This window comes from Bradyrhizobium sp. CSS354 (genome assembly GCF_029051725.1).
Classification (GTDB): Bacteria; Pseudomonadota; Alphaproteobacteria; order Rhizobiales; family Xanthobacteraceae; genus Bradyrhizobium.
In genome coordinates this window covers 38,084-59,967 of the sequence record NZ_JAACFU010000025.1, presented here as the reverse complement: position 1 = coordinate 59,967, position 21,884 = coordinate 38,084, and the positions used below count along the sequence as shown (strand labels likewise).

The 21,884-nt window shown below is 57.9% G+C and carries 16 protein-coding genes; 9 read left to right on the top strand and 7 right to left on the bottom strand.

Going from position 1 to position 21,884, the window contains the following annotated elements:
* Positions 1 to 1,057: 1,057 nt before the first annotated feature.
* The 7 genes from GWG67_RS34845 to GWG67_RS34815 all read right to left on the bottom strand — a co-directional run bounded on the left by GWG67_RS34845 (position 1,058) and on the right by GWG67_RS34815 (position 10,213).
* Entirely contained in the window at positions 1,058 to 1,408 is a 351-nt protein-coding gene (locus GWG67_RS34845) for a hypothetical protein (protein ID WP_275174148.1), read from the bottom strand.
* A 599-nt stretch (positions 1,409 to 2,007) separates the two neighbouring features.
* Positions 2,008 to 2,283, bottom strand: coding sequence for a hypothetical protein (locus GWG67_RS34840; RefSeq protein ID WP_275174147.1), 276 nt, complete (start codon positions 2,281 to 2,283; stop codon positions 2,008 to 2,010).
* 339 nt (positions 2,284 to 2,622) lie between these two features.
* Positions 2,623 to 3,651, bottom strand: coding sequence for an LLM class flavin-dependent oxidoreductase (locus tag GWG67_RS34835; protein ID WP_275174146.1), 1,029 nt, complete (start codon positions 3,649 to 3,651; stop codon positions 2,623 to 2,625).
* Between the two features lie 205 nt (positions 3,652 to 3,856).
* Positions 3,857 to 4,954 carry a histidinol-phosphate transaminase gene (hisC, locus tag GWG67_RS34830; protein ID WP_275174145.1) on the bottom strand — a complete coding sequence of 366 codons (1,098 nt, stop codon included), beginning with the start codon at positions 4,952 to 4,954 and terminating at the stop codon, positions 3,857 to 3,859.
* Positions 4,955 to 5,579: 625 nt separating this feature from the next.
* Positions 5,580 to 6,020, bottom strand: coding sequence for a hypothetical protein (locus GWG67_RS34825; RefSeq protein WP_275174144.1), 441 nt, complete (start codon positions 6,018 to 6,020; stop codon positions 5,580 to 5,582).
* A 390-nt stretch (positions 6,021 to 6,410) separates the two neighbouring features.
* A complete protein-coding gene (locus tag GWG67_RS34820; protein ID WP_275174143.1) occupies positions 6,411 to 7,130 on the bottom strand; it encodes a MerR family transcriptional regulator in 720 nt (239 codons plus the stop codon).
* A gap of 2,138 nt (positions 7,131 to 9,268) precedes the next feature.
* Positions 9,269 to 10,213: a LysR family transcriptional regulator gene (locus tag GWG67_RS34815; protein ID WP_275174142.1), complete on the bottom strand. Its 945-nt coding sequence runs from the start codon at positions 10,211 to 10,213 to the stop codon at positions 9,269 to 9,271.
* A gap of 857 nt (positions 10,214 to 11,070) precedes the next feature.
* Between GWG67_RS34815 and GWG67_RS34810 the strand changes: the two genes are divergently transcribed.
* The 9 genes from GWG67_RS34810 (at position 11,071) to GWG67_RS34770 (ending at position 21,183) form a co-directional block, all read left to right on the top strand.
* Positions 11,071 to 11,703: a NodA family N-acyltransferase gene (locus GWG67_RS34810; RefSeq protein ID WP_275174141.1), complete on the top strand. Its 633-nt coding sequence runs from the start codon at positions 11,071 to 11,073 to the stop codon at positions 11,701 to 11,703.
* Entirely contained in the window at positions 11,700 to 12,377 is a 678-nt protein-coding gene (nodB, locus tag GWG67_RS34805) for a chitooligosaccharide deacetylase NodB (protein WP_275174140.1), read from the top strand. Before GWG67_RS34810 ends, nodB begins: the two co-directional genes overlap by 4 nt.
* The gene (nodC, locus tag GWG67_RS34800) at positions 12,374 to 13,729 is read left to right on the top strand and encodes a chitooligosaccharide synthase NodC (RefSeq protein WP_275174139.1); all 1,356 of its coding nucleotides are present in this window, start codon (positions 12,374 to 12,376) and stop codon (positions 13,727 to 13,729) included. Before nodB ends, nodC begins: the two co-directional genes overlap by 4 nt.
* 24 nt (positions 13,730 to 13,753) lie before the next feature.
* Complete coding sequence (nodS, locus tag GWG67_RS34795; protein WP_275174138.1) at positions 13,754 to 14,383, top strand: nodulation methyltransferase NodS; 630 nt, start codon at positions 13,754 to 13,756, stop codon at positions 14,381 to 14,383.
* 11 nt (positions 14,384 to 14,394) lie between these two features.
* A complete protein-coding gene (gene nodU / locus GWG67_RS34790) occupies positions 14,395 to 16,107 on the top strand; it encodes a nodulation protein NodU (RefSeq protein WP_275174137.1) in 1,713 nt (570 codons plus the stop codon).
* Between the two features lie 4 nt (positions 16,108 to 16,111).
* Complete coding sequence (gene nodI / locus GWG67_RS34785) at positions 16,112 to 17,026, top strand: nodulation factor ABC transporter ATP-binding protein NodI (protein WP_275174136.1); 915 nt, start codon at positions 16,112 to 16,114, stop codon at positions 17,024 to 17,026.
* A gap of 3 nt (positions 17,027 to 17,029) precedes the next feature.
* Positions 17,030 to 17,818 (top strand): ABC transporter permease, encoded by a 789-nt coding sequence (locus GWG67_RS34780; protein WP_275174135.1) that lies wholly within the window; start codon positions 17,030 to 17,032, stop codon positions 17,816 to 17,818.
* 193 nt (positions 17,819 to 18,011) lie between these two features.
* Entirely contained in the window at positions 18,012 to 20,015 is a 2,004-nt protein-coding gene (locus GWG67_RS34775; RefSeq protein ID WP_275174134.1) for a carbamoyltransferase, read from the top strand.
* Between the two features lie 193 nt (positions 20,016 to 20,208).
* Positions 20,209 to 21,183, top strand: a complete 975-nt coding sequence (locus tag GWG67_RS34770) for a nodulation protein NodZ (protein WP_275174133.1) — start codon at positions 20,209 to 20,211, stop codon at positions 21,181 to 21,183.
* Positions 21,184 to 21,884: the final 701 nt, after the last annotated feature.

Sequence of the window (21,884 nt, the reverse complement as noted above, 5' to 3'; positions counted from 1 at the left end):
ACTTCATCGTAATCTGTGAATCGGAAGAGAGAGCGATGCTTGCGAATGTACGCCAGCCGCTCAGTGGGTGAGAGGCACCCGGCCCATACCTCCCATGCCTCATCTTCAAAATACCTGCGATCCCCAAGGAGCTCGGCGAGACGCTCGTCAGGCTTCATGATGCATCCGTTGTATCGACTGTCGCGGATCGAGTTCTACGAAGGAAGCCTCACCTTCGAAACCTCTCAGCTTAGGTAGGTTTGTTCAGTGAATGGAATTCGGCGAGGAAGCCGTGATCAGCGTCAATTCGGCGCTGATCCTGCGCGAGATGAAATTCGGAGTCGTGCGAGGGCTCTGATCTCTCTTCACGCCCGGTGCAATCGCGACGGGCATGCGCAAATCGCGGTGAAGATCGCCAATACGTGGTCACGCGCCTTATCCTAACTCATCTTTGCTATAGCCGCGGCTAGCTATGTGGCTTCGGAGAATATTGGTACAATCTATTGTTTCGATGGGAGGCATCCATGCTGCGATGGGCCAAGAGGTATCCATCAACGTCGGGTGGGCGAGCCGATCCTCTATCCAATCGATTGGCGCATACCGAGGAATGTGCTCAACGAGCGACCTTCGGTTGGTGAAGTCTCCGCCAAGCATCACAGCCATAGCACGAAAACGCGACCCATGATGCTTGAGCAGAACTCAAGCGCCGCTTCCCACTAACATAGTCGAGCCCGCGCCCACTGCTTGATGACGACGAGTGGCCGGTCATTTCGATGATTAAACTTAAAAGTTGAGCGGACGCGCTCGTTGGCACCACGCAAACGACGGCTAAAGATGGCCGGAAAGAGCCTGGTTCTGGATGGATCGAGAAGAACCTGAGTGTGCAGCTTTCGGTAGGTTTCAGCCAAGTCTGCCGGCCCCGGGAGACAGTAGCTTCATCGGATTCATCAACTCGCGAGGTGCTGTCGCTCCATCCAACGAGCTTCAAAGCTCCTCAGTAACACAATTGAAGCGCATCGGCTAACATCAATGGTGCGCAGCCAAGTGCTACGGCGGTAATGGGTGGAGCGGATATGGATCAATGCATCCTGGGATTGGCGCTGCAGATGCTGACTCGGCTAAGAGTATCCTCTGTGCGGCGCGGTTCGCTGGTCATGAACATTTTCGTTGCAAAGTCGAGCGACCTGAATGCTCGGTCGCGGACCGCCTGCGGCAAGTCAGGAGTCGCGTCGATCGCAGCGCGCGCGTCGCTCATAATCTTATCTTTTGCGGAAAGAAGCTTTGCATCTAACATTGCGTGAAGCGTCTCTCGAACGTCAGGTGGGATCGAGCTGTCTCCATCGATCAATTCTCGAAGTTTCCAAAACATACGTTCGACTGCTACCATAGAGCTGAGGACCGACATCAGTCTTTGTGACATCATTGCCATCTCCTTCTCCAGCCAGATTGTGACGACCGTTCCAGCGAAATCAGATCCGTTCTCGTCTGACACCGGCGCGCGAGGCGCCCCGGAAACTGGCGAGTGACTGGGATACAATTTCTCTGCTAGGCCCCAGGGGATGAGAGTTAGGTTGCTAGGGGAGCTCCCAAACCGTGCGATTTGCGAGCGAGGCATTATCTTTCCCGTGCTCCAGGCCGTAACCAGGTCGTGTGCGGTGGTTCACGTTCAAGACCGATATGGAGAGGGGTCTGTTTGCCACAATGCCGCCAGCGGCAGCGAGGTTGACTTCTCCATCAGGCGTCCATCCGTTTCCGCTTGTTCACTGGGATCGCTCTGCTAACCAGGCGAGATTGACTGAGTAATCCAGCTACGCAACGGTGGTCATCCGGTACCTGCCCACGCACTTCCCGATCTGGCGGAGATGTGTTGGCCGTGCGCCACGTTGAACTGATCTCTTGACTCTCCATTGATCGACTGGTCGAGCTCAGAAGAGAGGCTAACTTAAACGCACATATCATTTCTTGTGCCGGAGTCCGTAGCTTGGATTGATTCACTTGCCTGTCTTACTATTCTCCGTCCCTGCACGGCTATGCTGTGCAAACCGTGCATTTCACCCACCACCGGCCACCGCGTTTCTCTGCGCGCAACTTGCCCCGGCGGATCCGAGAGAGCACGGCTTCGGGGCTTATGTGATTCATCGCCGCGAACCGCTGAACAGTGAGGTAGTCCTCATCGAGAGGTCGCGGGGTGCTAATGCCGTGCTCGGCCAGCAGAATGCGCAGCGAAGCCAACTCTGCCAGCACGACATCGAGCTTACGCGCGATCGCTTCGGTCTGAGCGAAGCGCTGCCGGAATCGCGTCACGACAGGTCCGCTCGAGCAATAAGCCGCACCTCGGCTCGTGTAGAATGCGATCGACGAACCGGCGCGCCAAAGCGGACGGAGCGTGAGCCGACTTTGCCTGCCCAGGCGATCCACTGCTCGGGTAGTGTCAACGCACGCAATGTGGAGGACAGGGCGTTCATTGCCGTTACGCCTCCCGTTTGGTGATGCAGTCCAAAAAGGGTCGAATCTGCGTCGAAGCCGTTTGGACCGAAAGAGCGGCCTTATAAATGCATTCGGCTCCGGTACTCATTGGCCTGGGAGTTGCCATTTGTTGCCTAGTCAAGAGCGAAGTTACTGGAATTGCTGTTGGGCTCACCGTCAGTGCTGTGCCGCTATGAGCTCGGAGTGAATCGCCGTTGCCGTATTGAGGCAGGCATCCAGTGTCAGAGATCCGAAGGCGAGCTGGCAAAGAAGATAGTTGGCCCCTGCCTCTTCGACATGATCGAGAAGAGTTTGGCGCACCGAAGCGCCCGTTCCGACAACGCACAGTTCACTGTGGATTGCGGCATCCAAGGTCAGGGGCAGGTTGGATGGAGGCGGGATGTCATTGAGCTCGTACAGGAACTTAAAGCTTTTCAGCCATGTTTCGTAGGCTGGCGCGGCGAGGGAACGGGCCGCCGCTTCAGAGCTTGCGATTACGACCATGCGGAGCAATGCGAGGAACGGTGCTGAACCGCTGGCGTCACGCTCCGCGCTTCTATGAGCGTGATAGCGATCGGTGACCTTGCGAACGGCAGAAGAAGGCCCCATGCACGCCAGATTTGCGCCATTTGCCGCCGCCCAAATAGCGGACTCTGGCCGATTTGTAGCAATCCAAGTTGGGGGACAAGGACGCTGGTGAGGTGAAAGCGTCAAAGGAACGTCGCTTAGCGCAAAATGTTGCCCTTGGTATGAGAGCGGGCCGCCATTCATCGCGCTAACGAAGATTTGGGATGCTTCCTCGTAACGGCTTGAGGCAACGTCGGCTCCAACGCCAAAATAGCTCAGTTCGATCGGCAGGGAGCCGCGGCCAAGGCCGACCTCAACCCTGCCGCTGCTCAGGTGATCCAACATGCAGATCTCCTCGAATGCACGCAGTGGGTGATAGAGGTTGAGCAGCATGACCAGTGGGCCAACGCGAAGTCGCCGTGTGCGTTGTATGACGCTCGACAGAAACAAGTTCGGCGAAGGGCCCCTTCCATGAGGAGAGCAGTGATGCTCCGCCAGATGATACGCATAGAAACCGAGCCGGTCGTAGGCCTCCGCCAGCGCGAGGCGGTCCGCATATTGCCGGGCGATATCGCGGCCGTCCTCGTCAAGATGATCAAAGATGCCGCAGGTCAGGTTTGTGGGAAGAACGTTTCTCACTCAGTTATCTCCTACATAGAGGGAACCGAAGTCCGCCGGGTTGCGTGGGTGCAAGAGGCGCGCGCTGGCAATGCGCTGCATAGGCTGCGAAGCCGTTCTCAACGGCGCGTCATGCGCTGACTGGATGGCTGCGTCGCGAAGCCGCATCGAGTGTTCGTCCGGATCGATCACGAACGGGGATCCGTGACATCAGTGGAAGGGGCCACTAGCCACGGCATCCCACCGTTTCAAGAATGCTGCCGACAGCTGTAAGAAAAGCATCCATCTGACGCGTTGTACCGATACTAACCCGAATGCACTCCTCCAAGCCGGCATCCGGAAAGAAGGCAACAAGGAGTTTGTGGTCTTCCAACGCCGCCTGCCACCATCTGCCACTCTGGCCTAAGGGCACACGGGCGAGGAGGAAATTCGCGTGGGAAGGCGTTACAGAGAACCCAAATTCTGAAAGGGCGGCCGCTACGCGCTGCCGCTCAAGCCTGACGTGGCGATGGTTCTCCTCGTAGGCGTCGCGATGCGCAAGGACGCTCATGCCCACCGCATGAGCGACCACATTCATGTTAAAAACATTCTGGATGTTACGAAGCCGTCCAATTAGCTCGGGATGGCCGAAACCGAAGCCGACGCGAATGCCAGCGGCGGAATAACTCTTGGAAAACGTGCGCAGGACCAGAAGATTCGAATGGCGCTCAACAAGGCGTAGGCCATCCTCAGGTGCGAAATCGACATAGGCTTCGTCCAATACGATCAATCGGTCAGATCGTATAACGAGGCGTTCAATATCAGCGACCGGAACAAAGGTTCCGGTCGGATTGTTTGGGTTGGCCAGCAGAATGAACTTGGCATCTTTAGTGGGACCGAAAAGCAGCTCATCCATCGGCAAGCAGTCAGGTTCAGACCAGGGAATTTCAATGAAGCGCGCCCCTTGCAACATGGCAAGCTTGCGATTGAACGAGAAGCCAGGCGACATCATTGCGATGCCGTCGCCGGGGGCAAGAAAGGCTCTGTAGATTAGACTGAGGAGTTCAGACGATCCATTGCCAGCCATCACGCGATCGGTCGCGATGCCGTAGGCAGCTGCGGCCGCTTCTCTCAAGCTGATATTGTCGTCTTCTGGATAAAGGTATTGCAGCTCAAGAGCCGCAATTGCGCTTCGCATCACGATGCCTGGCAAAGGAAATGGGTTCTCATTTGTGTTCAGTTTCACGCAACCGTCGTCCGGGGTAGGCCGGCCGGACGGCAGAGCGCCCAGCTCGCGGGCGACCGGCGTGAGCGAGGAAAGCAGAGTTCGCAATTTCCCATCCAACTTGGTATTCTCCTTTGGTGTGTCGACGAGAGCGGTTGAGGGCGCTCATTGAGCTTAGTCGATACGCGCCGTATGTTCGGGGCCGGCATGCGCAAGGCACGACTGAATGCGAGTGTTTGGGGCGATGGGTCGGCTAGATCTAAGCGCCGCACCGGATCAGAGCCCGGCTCAAAGGCCGGTAGCGATATCGGCACGGATCAGGCGCCGCACGGCGTTATCCCAGCGAATACCTGTCCGAGCGGGTGGAACGCCACGTCCACTCGGCCGAACAACCCTGCTAATGCTTGCCTTGAACTCGCGCGATCGGCTGACAGACTGCGCGCGGCTGACATCTTGCCACATGGTGCGTGCGTTCCTTCTGAAGAGGCGCGGACAGCTCACTCCCGAGAGTGAGACGCGCATCAGTTTGACTAGCTGGAAGAAGGTGCCAATGTTCGTCTGCCTTACGAGTCTGGAAGTGGTGGTCACTGCAGTGGCACCAGGCGAATGGGGACGTGCTCTTCGGGCTGCAGTTCGGGCGCGCACGACACCTGTGATAGCACTGCCGCGAGGGCGAGAAATGCTGCGACTGCAGCAACTCCGAGGCACGAGAGCAGCGCGTAATCGCTAGATCGAGGATGGTTCATCATTTGAACGCTCCGTGCGGTGCTGGGACGGGCGATCCGTTCTGCTCGACCGCCTCGACGCTATGGTCGCGCCAGCGGTAAACGATGAAGCCAGGAGCGGCATTGTCTCCCTTGGAGTCCAATCGAACCGTGCTAATGGTCGTTTTGATTGAGCCAGAGCGTAGGGCCGCAGCGGTCGGGGTGGGATCGAAGGTGCCGGCCTGTTTGACGGACTCTGCCCATGCTTGCACCGCGGCATAAGCGTGGAGCGTGTAACCCGCGGCAGATAGGCTCGAAGTCATGAGCCTGGCGACGGCGGCTGGCTCTGCAGCATTCTTCGTCGGGTCCGGCATAAAGGTGAAGAGCGTGCCGTTTGCGGCGTCGGCCGCAATTGCCAAAAAGTCGCTTGTGATCAGCGGATCGCTGACGATCCGTGCGCCCGCCTCCCCAGTTTGACGCATGATTAGGCCGATCTCGCTGTAATAGCCTGCGTATAGACGATCTGGATTTCCACTGACGTGTTCTCGCCGAGGCCTCTCACCGGAAATTTCCGAAAGCGATGCCGAGCATTGGTGTCTCCCTCTGTCTAGCCGACGCTCTGTCCGCACCGCCGCTGCGACGATGCGTTAGATGGTACAATTTGACGTTACGTACGAATCAAGTACTTCGAAACGTGTTCGTTGAGTTTTCTTGCCAAGAACCACTGAGCCACAGATCCAAAGAGACCCGGACAACGCAGCTTCGGAGGCGAAATGCGACCGGCTAACGATCGTCAGTCAGACTTGAATGATCACTATCAACCCATTGGGTTTAAGGACATTCCGGTAACCGATAGCGTGCGCAACCGGGCGTCAACTCTTTCCGAGCTGGTCCTCCAGCCCGGCGAGGGCGAGATCGAGGTATCGCATGAGGCTCGCATCCCAGCCGGCGAGATTGTGTGGTTCTGTCAATCGCGTCAGCACCTTGAGTATCATTGAGACAGTCGAATCAACTCCTGCGATCTCAGTCAGCAGCGATCGGGCCTGACGCGCGACCGCTTTTGCTCGTCCACTGCATGGAGGCTCGCCCTGATCCATGCAGCTTCGTAGCTCGTCGCGAATCTTCCGCCACCGGTCTTCGCGGTTAGCGTTAGCGGCACATGTGCAGATCGCCGAGGGGGTAGGCGTCTCAATCCGCGACATTGCGTCTAACGTGGCCGGCAGTTGGTCGACACTGACTTGTGTCTCACCTTGCGTCGTCATATTGCGTAATCGGTCCATTAATAATGTCGCCCGCGCGATTTGAAGTTCAACCCGTTCCAGATGGTTGCGCAATAGGTCCGTGAGAGACGTCCGGCCCTCGATTGCTTTGCGGATCTCAGGAAGTGAGAAGCCGAGATCACGCAGCGCGCGAATCTGAGAGACGCGTTGTAGGCTTTCACGATCGTACATGCGGTGACCGCCATCGGTACGCTCCGAGACGGTCAACAGCCCGGTATGTTCGTAGTGATGCAGAGTGCGTACCGTTACACCGGTCGCCTCTGCAAGTTCTCCAATGCGCCATCGGCGCCGTCGTGGTGTGGCGTTTGTCATGGTCCTCAATTTTCAAGCCTACAACCTGACGCCACGTGAGAATCAAGGTGTTATTTCAATGATCTAGATGATGCGTCTCTTGCTGCAAACCGCAGAAGGACTGAGAGCGCGCTGTTGATCAAGCGGCCGAGACAAGTGCAAGCATTAAGTTCGCCAGCGGCCCCAATTCATCCCTCGCTGCGCGTTGCAGAACAAGTCTCGCGATCGCCGCACGATTCTCGCTGGTTCGCATGCATTTCGGTAAACATGTGATTGCTTGATCAAAAAGGTGTCCCAACATTGCGAGATCCTCCGGATCGTAGACTTCACTCAACTCGTCCAAGAGTAGGCTCCTTTCATTGTCGCACTCGCGCCGCACGTGGCGAAGCCGTTTGGCCGTGGTGGGGCAAAAACGAGACGGAGCGGCGACGTTCGCGAAAGAATGTGTCAGGAGGATCGCGTGATGCCGTTGTGCAACACGGCGTCTGCTTCCCGTTGTCCAAGACTGCGCTAGCTGAAACGGTGCCATGTCTCCTGGATGCTGCCGCTGCGGCAGCCATCTTCTGTCTGATCAGCACCCGAAGCGAAAGCAGGTGAATGCAGCTGCTTGATCTTAAGATACTGCTGCACGAAACGGCGGAGCCAGAAAACTGAATCTGATCAGATGGGCCTCTTTCGATCGCCATCCTTGCTGTGATGTCTATCGTCGAGTCGGGCGTTCATTGGTCAATCATTGCAGATTAATTCGACCCCAGGTCGTGGCGCGGCCGCCGGCTCGGCGCCTAGCAGCGTTTTCAGCACTCTGCCCGTCCTGTTGAGATGGCATTGTCGGCGCGACGCCATTGCAGCGCATCGCAACGTCGGTCTTTGGAATGCCACAAGATGATGGCGGCTCTTCAATGGCGCAAGTCCGCGGCCGCAAAGCGTTCGGGAGAATGAGAAGGCGGGCTTCAAAAAGCACCCACGGCATGCATCTCAATGCAAGCGCATTTGGCGCGGTGGGCGAAGCGCTGCTCGCGATTGAGGACCGACTTTCGAAGGAGCGCTCCGGCATCCGCTCAACGTGGAGGCGCTCAGAACAGTCGACGGGGCCCCCCACCACGCGGTCATGCCCGGGCAAACGCCGACGTGCACAGCAATAACTCGCATTTCCAGACCTGTGCCGGATCAGTGTCGCGCAGCGCAGTACATCGGACGGCCTCGCCAGATTCAATGCACTAGAAGTGCAAGGATCCGCAGCGGCATAGTCTTTGCACAAAGCTTGGCGAGCCGTCCTGGTAGCCGCGTCATACGGGGTCCGCAATAGCAAAGGAGGATGATGCTATAGCTTGGCGGAGAATCTTGATGCGCATCTTAAGACCATGCTCAAGCCAAAGCGATCCCTCGAATCTGAGGGCAGTGTCTGGGGATTCGCCGCGAGTATCCTCTCGAACATAGGCTCGACCTCTCGCGATATTGGCTTGCTCGTCCGGCAGCTTACTCGCTCAGTAGCATCCTCGAGCGGTATCGCTTTGAGTGCGGCGCGCTGAACATAGATGCTTCGGGGAAGATAGGCAAATCATGTTACCGCCCCGAAGGAGCCCATCGGGCTCAGCGGTGAGGGGCAGCAACTCGAGATCGACGGCGGCGGCACCGCGCGCGTCACGCCGCGACACGTTCAAGGGAACACCACTGTCGCGAGATCCGAAAGAAGGAGCCCGGATACATCATCCGATTTGGCTTGGGTGAACATATCGGCCGGAATGATCAAGACTCGTAGCTGGACCAGGGGGGCGCTACCAGCGTCCATCTTGCGGCTCGATCGCAGGTGCTGGTCTACAACCTGACGCGGCGTGCGATTCAAGGGAAGTTTAGTGCTGAGGCGGGATATTGTTCACCTGACTCGCCGGATGATTTTGCTAGCTCTGAGCTCGGCTCACTTGGAGCGGTGCGATGCAGGTGGTCCGGATCAGCGGAAAATCATTGCGGAGCGCCGCCGAGCGAGCTGTATGATGCGCAAGATCGTCACGGCAACGCGAGATCAATCGCGCCAACGCCCCGATCAAACCGCGTCCAAGCGCGCCAATGTCGACCTTGCCCAACGTCAGTCAGAGGACCGAAGCCTTCGCCTGGCGTAGATCTGGTTAACCGAGAGCAGGCCGCAACCGCCCCGAACAATCCTACAACGGGCTGTGAAATTGGCTGGTCTCGGGCGGAGAGACCATTGTGGATGCCTCTTGGAAGAATATGTTGCGCATCCAAATGCTTGCGGGATCAGTATTATGAATGGCGGGCCATTGGACGGCCTCGGTGAATGTCAGAAGTCGCAACGGAGGTTCGACAACCCGCAGGGGCATCGTCTTTGCGAAATGGCTGACGAGTCTTGAGGGCATGCTCGCGATACGGTTGGTGCCCAATAACATAGGCGGAATCATACCAAAGCCTTGCACCGCGACCTCGGTGCGTATTTTGAAACCATGTTCGAGCAAGAGCCATTCGCGGAAGGAGGGCCTCAAGAAACGTCCAAATTGAGCTTCCACGTGCCCGATTGACATGTAGTTCTCGAACGTAAGTCGCGATGCCAGCTGCTTGTTCATGGGGCAGCCCACGCAAACGAAAGTGTCCCCGAACAGTGCCGCCTTTGGATGCGCACTCGACATGAACATCTCCGGATACATCAGAAAATCAACTTCACCGCGCCGGAGCAGCTCATCTGGTTCCTCTGAAGGTGGCAGCAATTCGAAGCGGATACTAGGAGCCTCCCGCACGACGCGGTCCACGATCCTTCGGAAAAATACGACAGTCATGAAGTCGGACAGGATGATCCTGAATCGCCGATTTGATTGGGACGGATTGAAGTGGTCCGGAGAAATGATGGAGAGCTGAATGTGAGCGAGCGCCTCGCGAATCGGGGCTGCGAGCGCTTCAGCCCGCGGCGTTGGAACCAGTTTTCGGCCCCTCATCGTGAATAGCTCATCTCGAAAGTAGGTGCGAAGCCGCGCGACGGCGGCACTCATGGCGGGTTGACTGAGGTTGATGCTCCTTGCCGCCGTGGTGAGGTTGCCTTGCGTCACCAGGGCGTCGAACGCGACGAGGAGATTCAGATCGAGGCCCTTGAAACGCATAATCGTGAGTGATCCACGGTTTGAATGTGTTCTATCGACACAATCGATTTTACCATTTGTACCGAATGACGATAGCAAACGATCGTATAGCGAGAAGTCAGATCGATCAGAATGGTTACAAATCGTTGCGCGTCTCAGTCCAGCACGAGGGATCGGTCAAGACGTCTAGACCGTGCGTTCGCAGATTCGCGCGTGTTGCGCGAGCCATACCCCGATCTAGAACCGCGGGGATTCGCAAACTTGCGTTGGCGGATACGACGGGCAAACCTTCGTATGGCTTTGCCAACCCATCCTATATCCGCCGTGTACCGCCGTAGAATTGAGCGAACGCTCAACTTGGCCGTAGATTTTCGTCCAGTCGGACCCTTCCGGTTGCGGGTGCCGAATGTGTTGTGGTCGCAGGCGATTGGATCGCGTCCCTGCTGGGGTGAAATCGTGCGGAACATGCAAGCGAAGGCGTCCTTTGCAAATCTGATGCGAGTTGCGCACACGCTCGATGTGGTCTCGATTGTGAATGCAGATCGGTCAGCGCGTGAAGGTCTCACGGATGTGGTGTTTTCCGCGGGCTACGTGCCCGAACCATTTGAGAGCGCAGACGGGTTCTTGAAATCGGGCCGCCGTTTGATCACGTCTTGCTTGATCGCGGACATGCAGTCGAGCGTGATGAGTGGTCTTGAACTTTTTTATCATCTGGTTGCATCCGGAGGCGCGATTCCCACCGTTCTGCTCACAGACGACTGCGGAAACCACGTGAGCCGAGTCCTGCAACATGGACTCCAGTTCCTGAGCAAGCCTTTCGAACGTTGCGAACTGTTGGCCTGCGTCAGGAGCCAGATAATGAATAGGAGTTACTCTCCATGAACATGATCGCGCCCGCGTCCACACGAGGTGTTTCGGCGCGCCCTCCGGTTCGTTGGAGGCTGTGCTGGGAGAATGAGCTTCAAATTGCTGACCACATTGAATTGTCCGACTTCTTCCGCAAGACCTATGGTCCGACCGGGGAATTCAATGCAAAGCCCTTTGAAGGTCATCGAAGCTGGGCCGGCGCAAGGCCTGAGATTCGGGCAATTGGCTACGATGATCGTGGCGTCGCGATTCACATCGGCGCACTGCGCCGCTTTATAAAAGTTGGTGAGGTTGATCTGCTCGTGGCTGAACTCGGATTGTACGGGGTACGCCCGGATCTCGAGGGGCTCGGAATCAGCCACTCCATCCGCGTGATGTATCCCGTATTGCGAGATCTTGGCGTGCCATTCGGCTTTGGCACGGTCCGATCTGCCCTGCAGAAACATATTACCAGACTGCTCGGACGACAGGGCTTAGCGACTGTTCTACCAGGGCTCCGCGTTCGATCCGCTCGTCCGGATATCTATCTCACTGTGCCTCCGACGCGAGTGGAGGACGTGGTCGGCCTCGTTCTGCCGATTGCCAGGCCAATGAGCGAATGGCCGGCAGGTGAGATGATTGAACGGAACGGGCCAGAACTGTGACGTCAACAAACGACGTGACTGAAGCGCGGAGCGACTACGCCGAGGCCGGCGAAGAGCACTGCGTCTATCTGACCTTTGATGATGGTCCAAACCCGCATTGCACGCCAGCTATCCTGGACGTGCTGGCCCAGCATCGGGCCCCCGCCACCTTCTGCGTGATCGGTGCATATGCAGCGGGCCAGCCGGAGCTGATCCAGCGCATCATTGCTGAAGGGCACGAAATCGCAAACCACACAATGACGCACCCGGAATTGTCCAAATGCATGCCGGATGAGGCGCAATACGAGATCCTTACCACGAACAAGGTCATCGGAATGGCCTGCCCCCGAGCCTCTGTGCGGCACATGCGCGCGCCGTACGGGATATGGACTAAGGAGGCACTCGCCGCGTCGGCGAAGGCCGATCTGGCCGCCCTGCACTGGTCAGTCGATCCGCAAGACTGGGCTCGTCCCGGCGTCGAGGCGATTGTTGCCGCAGTGCTGACCTCGCTGCAACCGGGGGCAATCGTGCTCCTGCATGACGGATGCCCTCCCGACGAGCTGGGACGCCGCCCTGATGCTGGTCGGCGCGACCAGACCGTAATGGCGCTCGCCCAGCTCATTCCAGCACTGCACGACCGTGGATTTGCAATCCGGTCGCTTCCTCAACCTAACCGAATCGATCAATGCCCATGACCTTGCTTGCCACCATCAGCACCGTTGCTGTTGCCTCTTACGCGTTGCTCTCCAGCGTCCATAAGAGCGCGCAGGCGCTTTATGCGCTGCGAACCGACGCCTCACTGCCGCCGTATGACCCGGTCAACGCCGGTGCTCTGCCCAGCGTGGATGTCATCGTGCCCTGCTTCAACGAGGACCCGCGCACGCTGGCGGCCTGCCTGAAGTCTATTGCAGGCCAGGACTACACAGGGCGATTGCAGGTCTATGTGGTCGATGATGGCTCCGCAAATGTCGGTGCAGTGGCACCCGTACACGCAAGCTACGCGCATGACCCGAGGGTCAGCATCATTCTGCTGCCAAGCAACGTCGGAAAGCGCAAGGCGCAGATTGCCGCGATACGCCGCTCATTCGGCGATCTCGTGCTTAACGTCGATTCCGACACGGAAATCGCTAGCGACGTCGTCAGCAAGCTCGTACGCAAGATGCAGGATCCAGCCGTCGGCGCGGCCATGGGTCAATTGACGGCCAGCAACCGCAACGACAGCTGGCTGACCGGATTGATCGACATGGAGTACTGGTTGGCTTGCAACGAGGAGCGTGCGGCTCAGACGCGCTTTGGTGCGGTCATGTGCTGCTGTGGGCCGTGTGCCATGTACCGCCGTTCCGCGCTCATGTTGTTGCTCGACCAGTACGAGACGCAGTTTTTCCGAGGAAAGCCGAGCGACTTCGGTGAGGACCGCCATCTGACGATCCTCATGCTCAAGGCAGGATTTCGAACCGAGTACGTTCCGGACGCCGTCGCCGCCACGGTGGTCCCGGACAAGCTCTTGCCGTATCTGCGACAACAGCTCCGCTGGGCGCGGAGCACTTACCGCGATACGCTACTCGGTTTGCACCTGCTGCCCGGCCTCGATCGGTACCTCACGCTCGATGTGCTCGGACAGAACCTCGGGCCGCTGCTGCTCGCCATCTCGTCGATTGCCGCGCTCGCTCAGCTCGCGCTCACCGACAGCGTGCCCTGGTGGACCGGTCTGACCATCGTCGCGATGACCATGGTTCGGTGCAGCGTGGCGGCGATTCGCGCCCGCGAGCTTCGATTTCTCGGATTCGCGCTGCACACCCCGATCAACATCTTCCTCCTGCTCCCAATGAAGGCCTACGCGCTCTGTACCTTGAGCAACAGCGACTGGCTCTCGCGCAAAGTAGCGAAATCAGACGTTGATGAATCGAAGGCCTCGATCGAAAAGGCGGCAACTGGACCAAGCCTTAACCCAGGATCGGGAACGCCTGGCTCGATTCGCAGGGCAGGTCGTTTGCGCGCCGCCCAGCGGCTGATCGCGTCGGATGACGTTGCGGCCGAGACTGAATAAGCAATTTCGTAGGGGGATAAACTCGTGGGTGTTGACAACACATATCAATCGTTAGAACGGGAGCTGGCTAACGACGACCCGTGGCGGCTTGACGACAATCCGTTCGAACGTAAGCGTCACACCCAATTGCTGCGGCTATCGCTGTCGGACGGTGCCGTCTCAAACGGCCTCGAGGTCGGGTGCGCGGCCGGTGCATTCACAGAGAAGCTTGCTCCTCACTGCAAGCGACTCACGGTCATCGACGTTATGCCGCGAGCGATCGGTCGAGCGGTCCAGCGGACCAAGAGGTGGTCGCATATCAGCTGGGCGGCGAGCGATATTCTGCAGTTCTCGACCGCAGAGTTGTTCGATCTGATCGTGGTCGCTGAAGTTCTTTACTATCTCGAAGACATGACACAGATGCGTATCGCGATCGGCAAAATGGTGAAGATGCTTGCTCCAGGTGGGCATCTGATCTTCGGATCTGCACGTGATGCCACCTGCAAGCGATGGGGGCATGTCGCTGGCGCCGAGACGGTCATCGCGATGTTGACTGAAGCGCTCATTGAGGTCGAACGCGCGCAGTGCCAGGGGCAGTCAGCTGACGAAGACTGCTTGTTAGTCCGCTTTCTTAATCCGGAGCAATCTTCGGTCCGTCTTAACGGCCGAGCTTGAAAGGAGCCACTATGCGTATTTGCGGTATCAAGTTGACGCATGACGGGGCAGTCGCTCTGATCGAGGACGGCCGGCTGGTGTTTTGTGTCGAACAGGAGAAGCTGAACAGCAATCCGCGTTATCAAACCATTGACAACCTGGACGCCGTTGTTGGCGCCTTGGCGGAGCACGGGCTGGATCCGAGCGATGTTGATCAGTTCGTCATTGATGGCTGGGATGGAGAGTTCGAATCGCAGTTTGAAGTCCTTAGTGGGCCGACGACCGTCAAACTCAAGGGCGCGCCGTATGTCGAACGGCACGGCGACAGCCCCCTGACGTCCCGCGATCGCATCGGCCTCATGCTAGACGGGAAGCTATATCCTTATCAAAGCTATCCCCATGTCACCGGGCACGTAGCATCCGCATACTGCGCCAGCTCGTTTGCCAAATCCGCACAATCTGCTTTCTGCTTGGTGTGGGACGGCTGCATGTTTCCACGCCTCTACTATGTCGAGCCCCACGCCATCCGTTTCATCGAATGTCTGTTTCCTATGATAGGTCACGCCTATGCGACGGCAGGACATCACTTTGGACCTTACAGGCGGGCGGACCGGACCAGCTGGGATCTCGGTATAGCCGGCAAGCTGATGGCCTATATCGCGCTGGGATCGCCCGACGGGGATATTATCGAGACGTTTCAGGAACTCTATGAGGCGCACTTTGCCACGCATGCTGACGGCGCTTGCCGTGAGCATGCAGAAACCAACAGCTCACGATCGCCACTTGAAGCTCTGCACGACTTCTTCAATGCGTGCGCACTGCGATTAAAGGCCAAGCAAGCCGAAGACGTCCTTGCGTCATTTCACGTCTTTCTAGAGCGTCTGCTGGTTCGCACAATTTCTGATGTTGTGCAGCGGCATTCGGATCTTGCGGGGGCGCGTAACCTCTGCATCGCCGGCGGCTGTGGCTTGAATATTAAGTGGAATAGTGCATTTCGTGCGACCGGCCTGTTCGATGCCGTGTGGGTGCCCCCCTTTCCGAACGACAGCGGCTCAGCCATCGGTGCTGCTTGCTCTGCACTGGCGGCACAGCAAGGCTTTAAAGCTCTGGAATGGTCGGTCTACAGTGGACCGGCCGTTCGTCCCAGCGAAGTCCCGCCCGAATGGGAGAGCGCGCCCTGCACGATGGGCGAACTTGCGGCAATTCTCGCGGGCGACAAGCCGGTCGTCTTCCTTGCTGGACCCGCCGAGATCGGACCACGAGCTCTGGGTGGCAGAAGCATTCTCGCAGCCGCGACCTGGGAAGGAATGAAAGATCATCTCAACGATATCAAACTTCGCGAGCATTTCAGGCCGGTAGCGCCGATATGCCTGGAGGATCGCGCGGCCGAGATATTTAGCCCTGGCGTACCCGATCCGTACATGCTGTTCGATCACCAGACGCGACCGGAATGGCGGGACAAAATTCCGGCCGTCGTGCATCTCGATGGATCTGCCCGCCTACAGACCGTTTCCAGAACCTCTCCACATAAAGTGGCCGAGCTTCTCATCGAGTACGAGAAGCTCACAGCCATTCCGTTGCTTTGCAATACCAGCGCCAATCTGCATGGACGCGGCTTCTTCCCGGATGCTGCCGCCGCGTGCCAGTGGGGACGCGTCGACCACGTATGGTGTGACGGCCTGCTTTGGACAAAAAAGCGCGCGACCCAGGAAGCGGCGCGAACAACGTCCGTCGCGATGGCGTAAGCAAATGTCAACCGCGGCAGTCGACCTTTTCGAGGTGAGCAAGTCCTACAACGACAGGGTCGTCGTGGACGCTCTTTCGTTTACGGTCTCGCCGGGAGAGTGCTTCGGTCTGCTGGGACCAAACGGCGCGGGTAAAAGCACGCTTGCGCGTTTGATCCTGGGTGTTGCATCGCCCGACGCAGGTAAGATATGCGTGCTTGGCGAGCCGGTGCCGACACGTGCGCGCTTGGCGCGCCGGGGCATCGGGGTTGTCCCACAATCTGACAACCTTGATCTTCAGCTCACGGTGCGCGAGAACTTGCTTGTTTTCGGTCGCTACTTCGCCATGAGCGCGACCGAGGTCAAAGCGGTCACGCCGTCACTGCTCGAATTCGCGCGCCTGGAGAATAAGGCGGATGCCCGGGTGGGCCAACTGTCCGGCGGCATGAAGCGGCGCCTGACGCTGGCTCGTGCCCTCATTAATGACCCGCAGCTCTTGGTGCTTGACGAGCCGACGACCGGCCTCGATCCGCACGGCCGTCACCTGATCTGGGAACGCTTGCGCTCGCTCTTGGCGCGCGGCAAAACGATTCTTCTCACCACCCACTTCATGGAAGAGGCGGAGCGATTGTGCGACCGCCTTTGCGTGCTTGAGCACGGCCGCAAGATCGCCGAAGGCCGGCCTCACGCGCTGATCGAGCAGCAGATCGGCTGCCAAGTGATCGAGATTTACGGTGGTAATCCGCATGAACTGCTGCCGCTGGTCAGACCCCAAGTGCAGCGCGCTGAGGTCAGCGGAGAGACGTTGTTCTGCTATGTCAGGGATCCAGAGCAGGTGCGCGTCCGGCTTGCAAACCGCACAGATCTCCGCCTTCTGCAGCGTCCTCCAAATCTGGAGGATGTCTTCTTGCGGCTAACCGGGCGAGAGATGAAGGACTGAACGATGTGGCAACGTTTTGCGCCGGCGCTCCCTGCCAATCCATGGAACTGGATCGCGGTATGGCGCCGGAATTTTCTGGTCTGGCGGAAAGTCGCTTTGGCATCGATTCTTGGGAATCTCGCCGAGCCGATGAGCTCTCTCTTTGGCCTTGGTTTTGGCCTTGGAATGATCATCGGTGGCGTCGAGGGGACCTCATACATCTCGTTTCTCGCCGCTGGCATGGTCGCCACAAGCGCGATGGTCTCCGCAACCTTCGAAACGATCTATGCGGCCTACGCTCGCATGCAGACAAATTGCACATGGGAGGCAGTGCTCTGTACGCCCCTTACGCTCGGCGACATTGTTCTCGGTGAAGTGGCATGGGCAGCGAGTAAGGCCTTGCTCGCCGGGACGGCGATTACGATAGTTGCCGTTGCACTGGGTTATGCCGAGTGGTCATCCATCCCCTATGCGTTACCAGCCATCGCCCTCACTGGCGTTACGTTCGCGAGCCTCGCAATGGTCGTTTCAGCACTTGCACCGAGCCACGACTATTTTATCTTCTACCAGTCACTCATTCTCACGCCCATGATGTATTTGAGCGGGGCGATCTTCCCAATGAGCCAGTTGCCAGGGTCATTTCAACGCATAGCCGCCTTCTTGCCACTGACTCACTCGGTCGATCTCATTCGTCCAGCAATGCTCGGCCGGCCGGTCGACAGCCTCGGCTTGCATGTGGGCGCACTTTGCATCTACGCGGCGTTTCCCTTCCTCGTCTCGGCCGCGTTGCTTCGGCAACGGCTGATGCGGTGAGAGGAACAAGACCTCAAGCGAAGCATCGCGTGGGCGAGCTCAGATATCGGGCGTAACGCGATTCGCGTGCGACGCTTATGTGGGCCTTGTTACGCTAGCAATGCCGGATCCGCCCGCCGCGATGTGCGGTCTACTTGCAAAGCAAGCGATACGAAATAGGCCAACAGGCCTCTCAGGATGAACGGAGAACAAGATGCTGTGTCTAGGACTGAGTGGCGGGCTCGATAGGGTCTATGAAAATCCGCTTGAACTGCCGAACACGTTTCTGCACGACGGCGCCGCAGTACTTGTCAGGGACGGGCGCGTCATCGCTGCCGTTGAAGAGGAGCGCCTCAATAGGATCAAACACTCAAACAAGCTCCCGAGCGGTGCGATTCAATACTGTCTTGCAGCTGCGGGTGTGGAGCTTGGCGACGTCGATCGTATTGCGTTCTACGCCACCGAACCCTATTGCAACGCGATGCTCGAACGGCTGTTCATCTCACAACCTGAGATCTCAATTCCGCTAAATGCCAATTTGCTATTACGGCACCTTCTGGCGGCGGAGTTCGGAACCGAAATTGATCCCTCGCGGGTGTCATTCGTAGGCCACCATCAGGCCCATGCCGTGAGCGCTCTGGCGATGTCGGGTTTTGAAGAAAGCCTGGTTCTCGCGATCGACGGTTGTGGCGACTTCCTCTCGGGTCTCTTGGCGGTCGGGTCGGGTACCGAAATGACCGAGCTTATGACGTTTCCAGAGAATAACTCTCTCGGACTGTTCTATCTGGAGACGATCCGATATCTCGGCTACGGCTTGTTCGACGAGTATAAGGTGATGGGACTGGCTCCTTACGGAGATCCCGCACGCTATCGCGAGCTCTTTGCCCAATTCTATGAGCTCTCCGCAAACGGTGGCTACCGCGTTCACCTCGACCGGGTCGGCCCGGCATTGCTGCGCAATATCGAGGTCCGGCGAAAGGGAATGCCGTTCACGCAACAGCATCAAGATGTGAGCGCATCGTTGCAGGAGGCGCTGGAGCGGATCGTGTTTCACATTCTTCGGCATTACCGTGAGTCGACCGGAATGAAACGGTTGTGCCTGGCTGGCGGGGTCGCCCACAACTGCACTCTGAACGGAAAACTCCTGTATTCAGGCCTCTTCGAGGACATCTTCGTGCAGCCGGCTGCGCATGATGCCGGATGCGCATTGGGCGCGGCACTGATGGTGTCGAAAGAGGCCGGGCAGCCGGCGCCCCGCGAGCGACTCCAGGCGGTTTATTGGGGGCCAGATGTCGGCAGCGACGACAGCATCGAACAGGAACTGAAGCGATGGACCGGACACCTGGAGATGGAACGGACCGCTGACGTCGCAACTAAAGCAGCCGAGTGGATCGCTGATGGCGCCGTGATCGGGTGGGTACAGGGCCGGTCTGAGTTCGGCCCTCGTGCGCTCGGCAACCGCAGTATTCTTGCGGACCCGAGGCCCGCCGCAAACAAGGAGCGGATTAACGCGATGGTCAAGAAGCGTGAGAGTTATCGACCATTTGCGCCGTCGGTTCTGGAGGAGGATGCGGGCGCGTTCTTTGAGTTGCCGGATGCTCGCGCAGAATATCCCTTCATGAATTTCGTCGTTCGCGTACGCGAATCCAAGCGTGCTTTGCTGGGGGCGATCACGCATATCGATGGTACCGCTCGGCTGCAAACGGTTTCCCGCACGAGCAATGCCGCCTATTGGGATCTCATCAACGCGTTCAAGTGCCGGACAGGCGTCCCAATTCTGCTTAATACGTCATTCAACAATAATGCCGAACCGATCGTCGATTCCGTTGCCGATGCGATTACGGCGTTTTTATCGACCGAGCTGGATGGTCTTGTGGTGGGCTCATTCCTCGTCAAGAAGCGGGCAACAACGCTCGAAAGCTGGACTGCACTCGCTGTATCACTGCCGCCCCATGTATCTCTTTATCGGGTTCGCGCTCATGCGGGCCGAGAACGCCAGGAGACAGTCTGCGAGATCCGCATGGGTCACTCCAGCCAGGACAGCGTGCGCGTCTCACACGACCTGTTTGACATGCTGATGCAAATTGAGAAGGAAGCTGTTCTTGCCGATCTTCTCGCAAGAGTCACCTCTGACAGGACTAGGCGCGAAGGTCTCGTCAACGAACTGCGCGGGCTCTGGGATCAGCGCCGTATTCGGCTGCATCCTGCGCGGTCGTAAAAGGTGAGCAATGCGGAAGAGGGCTCCGTGGACGCCTCTTGCATGACCTGTCAATCGGGTGCCGTGAAGGATAGGCTTGCGGGTTGATCGCCTTGCGTCCAGGTGAACAGCCGTCCATTGGCGAGGCTCGGAATTGCAGAAGAGTAGGTACGCCACACAAAACTGATCTTGCGCAACGAAAGGGTTTGATAATTTGACGAAGAAACGCTTTGTTATTTCTCGGAGGCGTACCGGCCTTGGTGATTGCCTCTGGTCGCTGGCGTCGGCCTGGTCGTACGCGCAGCGGACCGGGCGGACGCTCGTCATCGACTGGCGCGGTTCCTGTTACGTCGACGAACCGTTCAGCAACGCCTTTTCGGTGTTCTTCGAGCCGGTTGAGGACATTGCTGGAGTGCCGGTGATTTGCGATGATCGGGTCAACCAGCTCTCGTTTCCCGGACCGTTCTTCCCGGGGTGGTGGAATAGGCCATCGATCGACTGCATCAATCGCCCGGATGAGCAGATCTTCCGAGAACGTGACGAACTGACCGAGCTGTTCCAGTCAAGAGAAGATAACGAAGCCAACACCATTGTCTGTGACGCTTGCCTGATGTGGCGTTGTAGCGAGGAAGCCGAACGACTGATCTTTCGGAACATCAAACTCAAGCCTGAGATTCGAGCGCGGATCGACGCGTTCTGTGAGGAACACTTTAGCGGCCATAGCATCATCGGCGTTCATGTTCGGCACGGCAATGGCGAAGATATCATGGAGCATGGGCCATACTGGGCCGATTCGGAGCTCGCCCTTCATCAGGTCTGCATGGCAATCCGTAAAGCCAAGGCTTTGCCACATCCAAAGCCTGTAAAGGTTTTCCTGTGCACGGACAGTGCACAGGTGCTCGATCACGTATCGGGTATGTTTCCCGATGTCTTCGCCGTACCAAAACGCTTCCAGGCCGATCGGGCAGGGCCGTTGCATAGTGCGGAAATGGGAATTGAAGGTGGAGCTTCCGCTCTCGTCGACATGTATCTTCTTGCGCGATGCGCTACCGTGATCCGCTTTCCCCCAACCAGCGCCTTCACGCGCTACGCTCGTCTGCTCGTGCCCCGCATTATTGAATTCGACCTGAGCAATTCGGTGCATTTGACGATGATCGATAATCCATACGAGCATTTTGCGGCTTCATGAACTGCCGCGTTGATCGGCTTGCAGTGGTCTCAGTCGGCATTCAAAAGGTGACGCCGTTTCGGCGTTAGCAGCTTCACTTTTTTTTGGTGCCCCATTGAGACCAACCGCGACGCCGATGGACATTGGTGCCATCTGGTGGGTGCCTGTCAACAAGAGGCCTGCCCCTTTACGGCACGTGATCGAGTGCGGCGTTCGGTCAGAGCTTATATGTGGCATTTCCAGAAGCCGCTGTCTCGAGCGTAGATCAGGTCCAGATCTCGACAGCGGGCGCATGGGCTTTTGCTCTCGGCGCTCCCTATTCTGGTCTCGCTGGTCACACTGCCTTTACCCAAGTCGGGCTGTTTACAGCAGGTCGGCCGCGCAGTCCCACCCGATCTTGCGGGTTGGTGGCGACCTTTAGGTTTGGTACGCAGGGGCATGAAGCAATGATTGGCCAAGCCTAGTGAAGCCCGTGGACCGGGAGCCGAAGCTGCAGTAGCAGGCCCCGCCGCCTCGAGCCAGCAACGGCCCTTCCGTTTTTTGATCCAGCGGACGTAGCAGAACCGATGCGCGAGCTTCGTCAAGCCGAGTTGCAACCTAATTTCGTCGACTTGAGCCAATTCTGATTGGTTTGTGCGTCCGGGAGAACAGCTAGTCGTCAGCTAAGCAATTTATGGGTATCTCCCGCGCCTTGCTGGCCTGAACCGAATGCAAAAAATAGG

Excerpts from the sequence above, each read along its gene's own strand:
- GWG67_RS34845 (WP_275174148.1), bottom strand. The coding sequence starts at position 1,408 with ATGGCAATGATGTCACAAAGACTGATGTCGGTCCTCAGCTCTATGGTA.
- GWG67_RS34825 (WP_275174144.1), bottom strand. The coding sequence starts at position 6,020 with ATGCGTCAAACTGGGGAGGCGGGCGCACGGATCGTCAGCGATCCGCTG.
- GWG67_RS34820 (WP_275174143.1), bottom strand. The coding sequence starts at position 7,130 with ATGACAAACGCCACACCACGACGGCGCCGATGGCGCATTGGAGAACTT.
- GWG67_RS34815 (WP_275174142.1), bottom strand. The coding sequence starts at position 10,213 with ATGCGTTTCAAGGGCCTCGATCTGAATCTCCTCGTCGCGTTCGACGCC.
- GWG67_RS34810 (WP_275174141.1), top strand. The coding sequence starts at position 11,071 with ATGAACATGATCGCGCCCGCGTCCACACGAGGTGTTTCGGCGCGCCCT.
- nodC (WP_275174139.1), top strand. The coding sequence starts at position 12,374 with ATGACCTTGCTTGCCACCATCAGCACCGTTGCTGTTGCCTCTTACGCG.
- nodU (WP_275174137.1), top strand. The coding sequence starts at position 14,395 with ATGCGTATTTGCGGTATCAAGTTGACGCATGACGGGGCAGTCGCTCTG.
- nodI (WP_275174136.1), top strand. The coding sequence starts at position 16,112 with ATGTCAACCGCGGCAGTCGACCTTTTCGAGGTGAGCAAGTCCTACAAC.
- GWG67_RS34780 (WP_275174135.1), top strand. The coding sequence starts at position 17,030 with ATGTGGCAACGTTTTGCGCCGGCGCTCCCTGCCAATCCATGGAACTGG.
- GWG67_RS34775 (WP_275174134.1), top strand. The coding sequence starts at position 18,012 with ATGCTGTGTCTAGGACTGAGTGGCGGGCTCGATAGGGTCTATGAAAAT.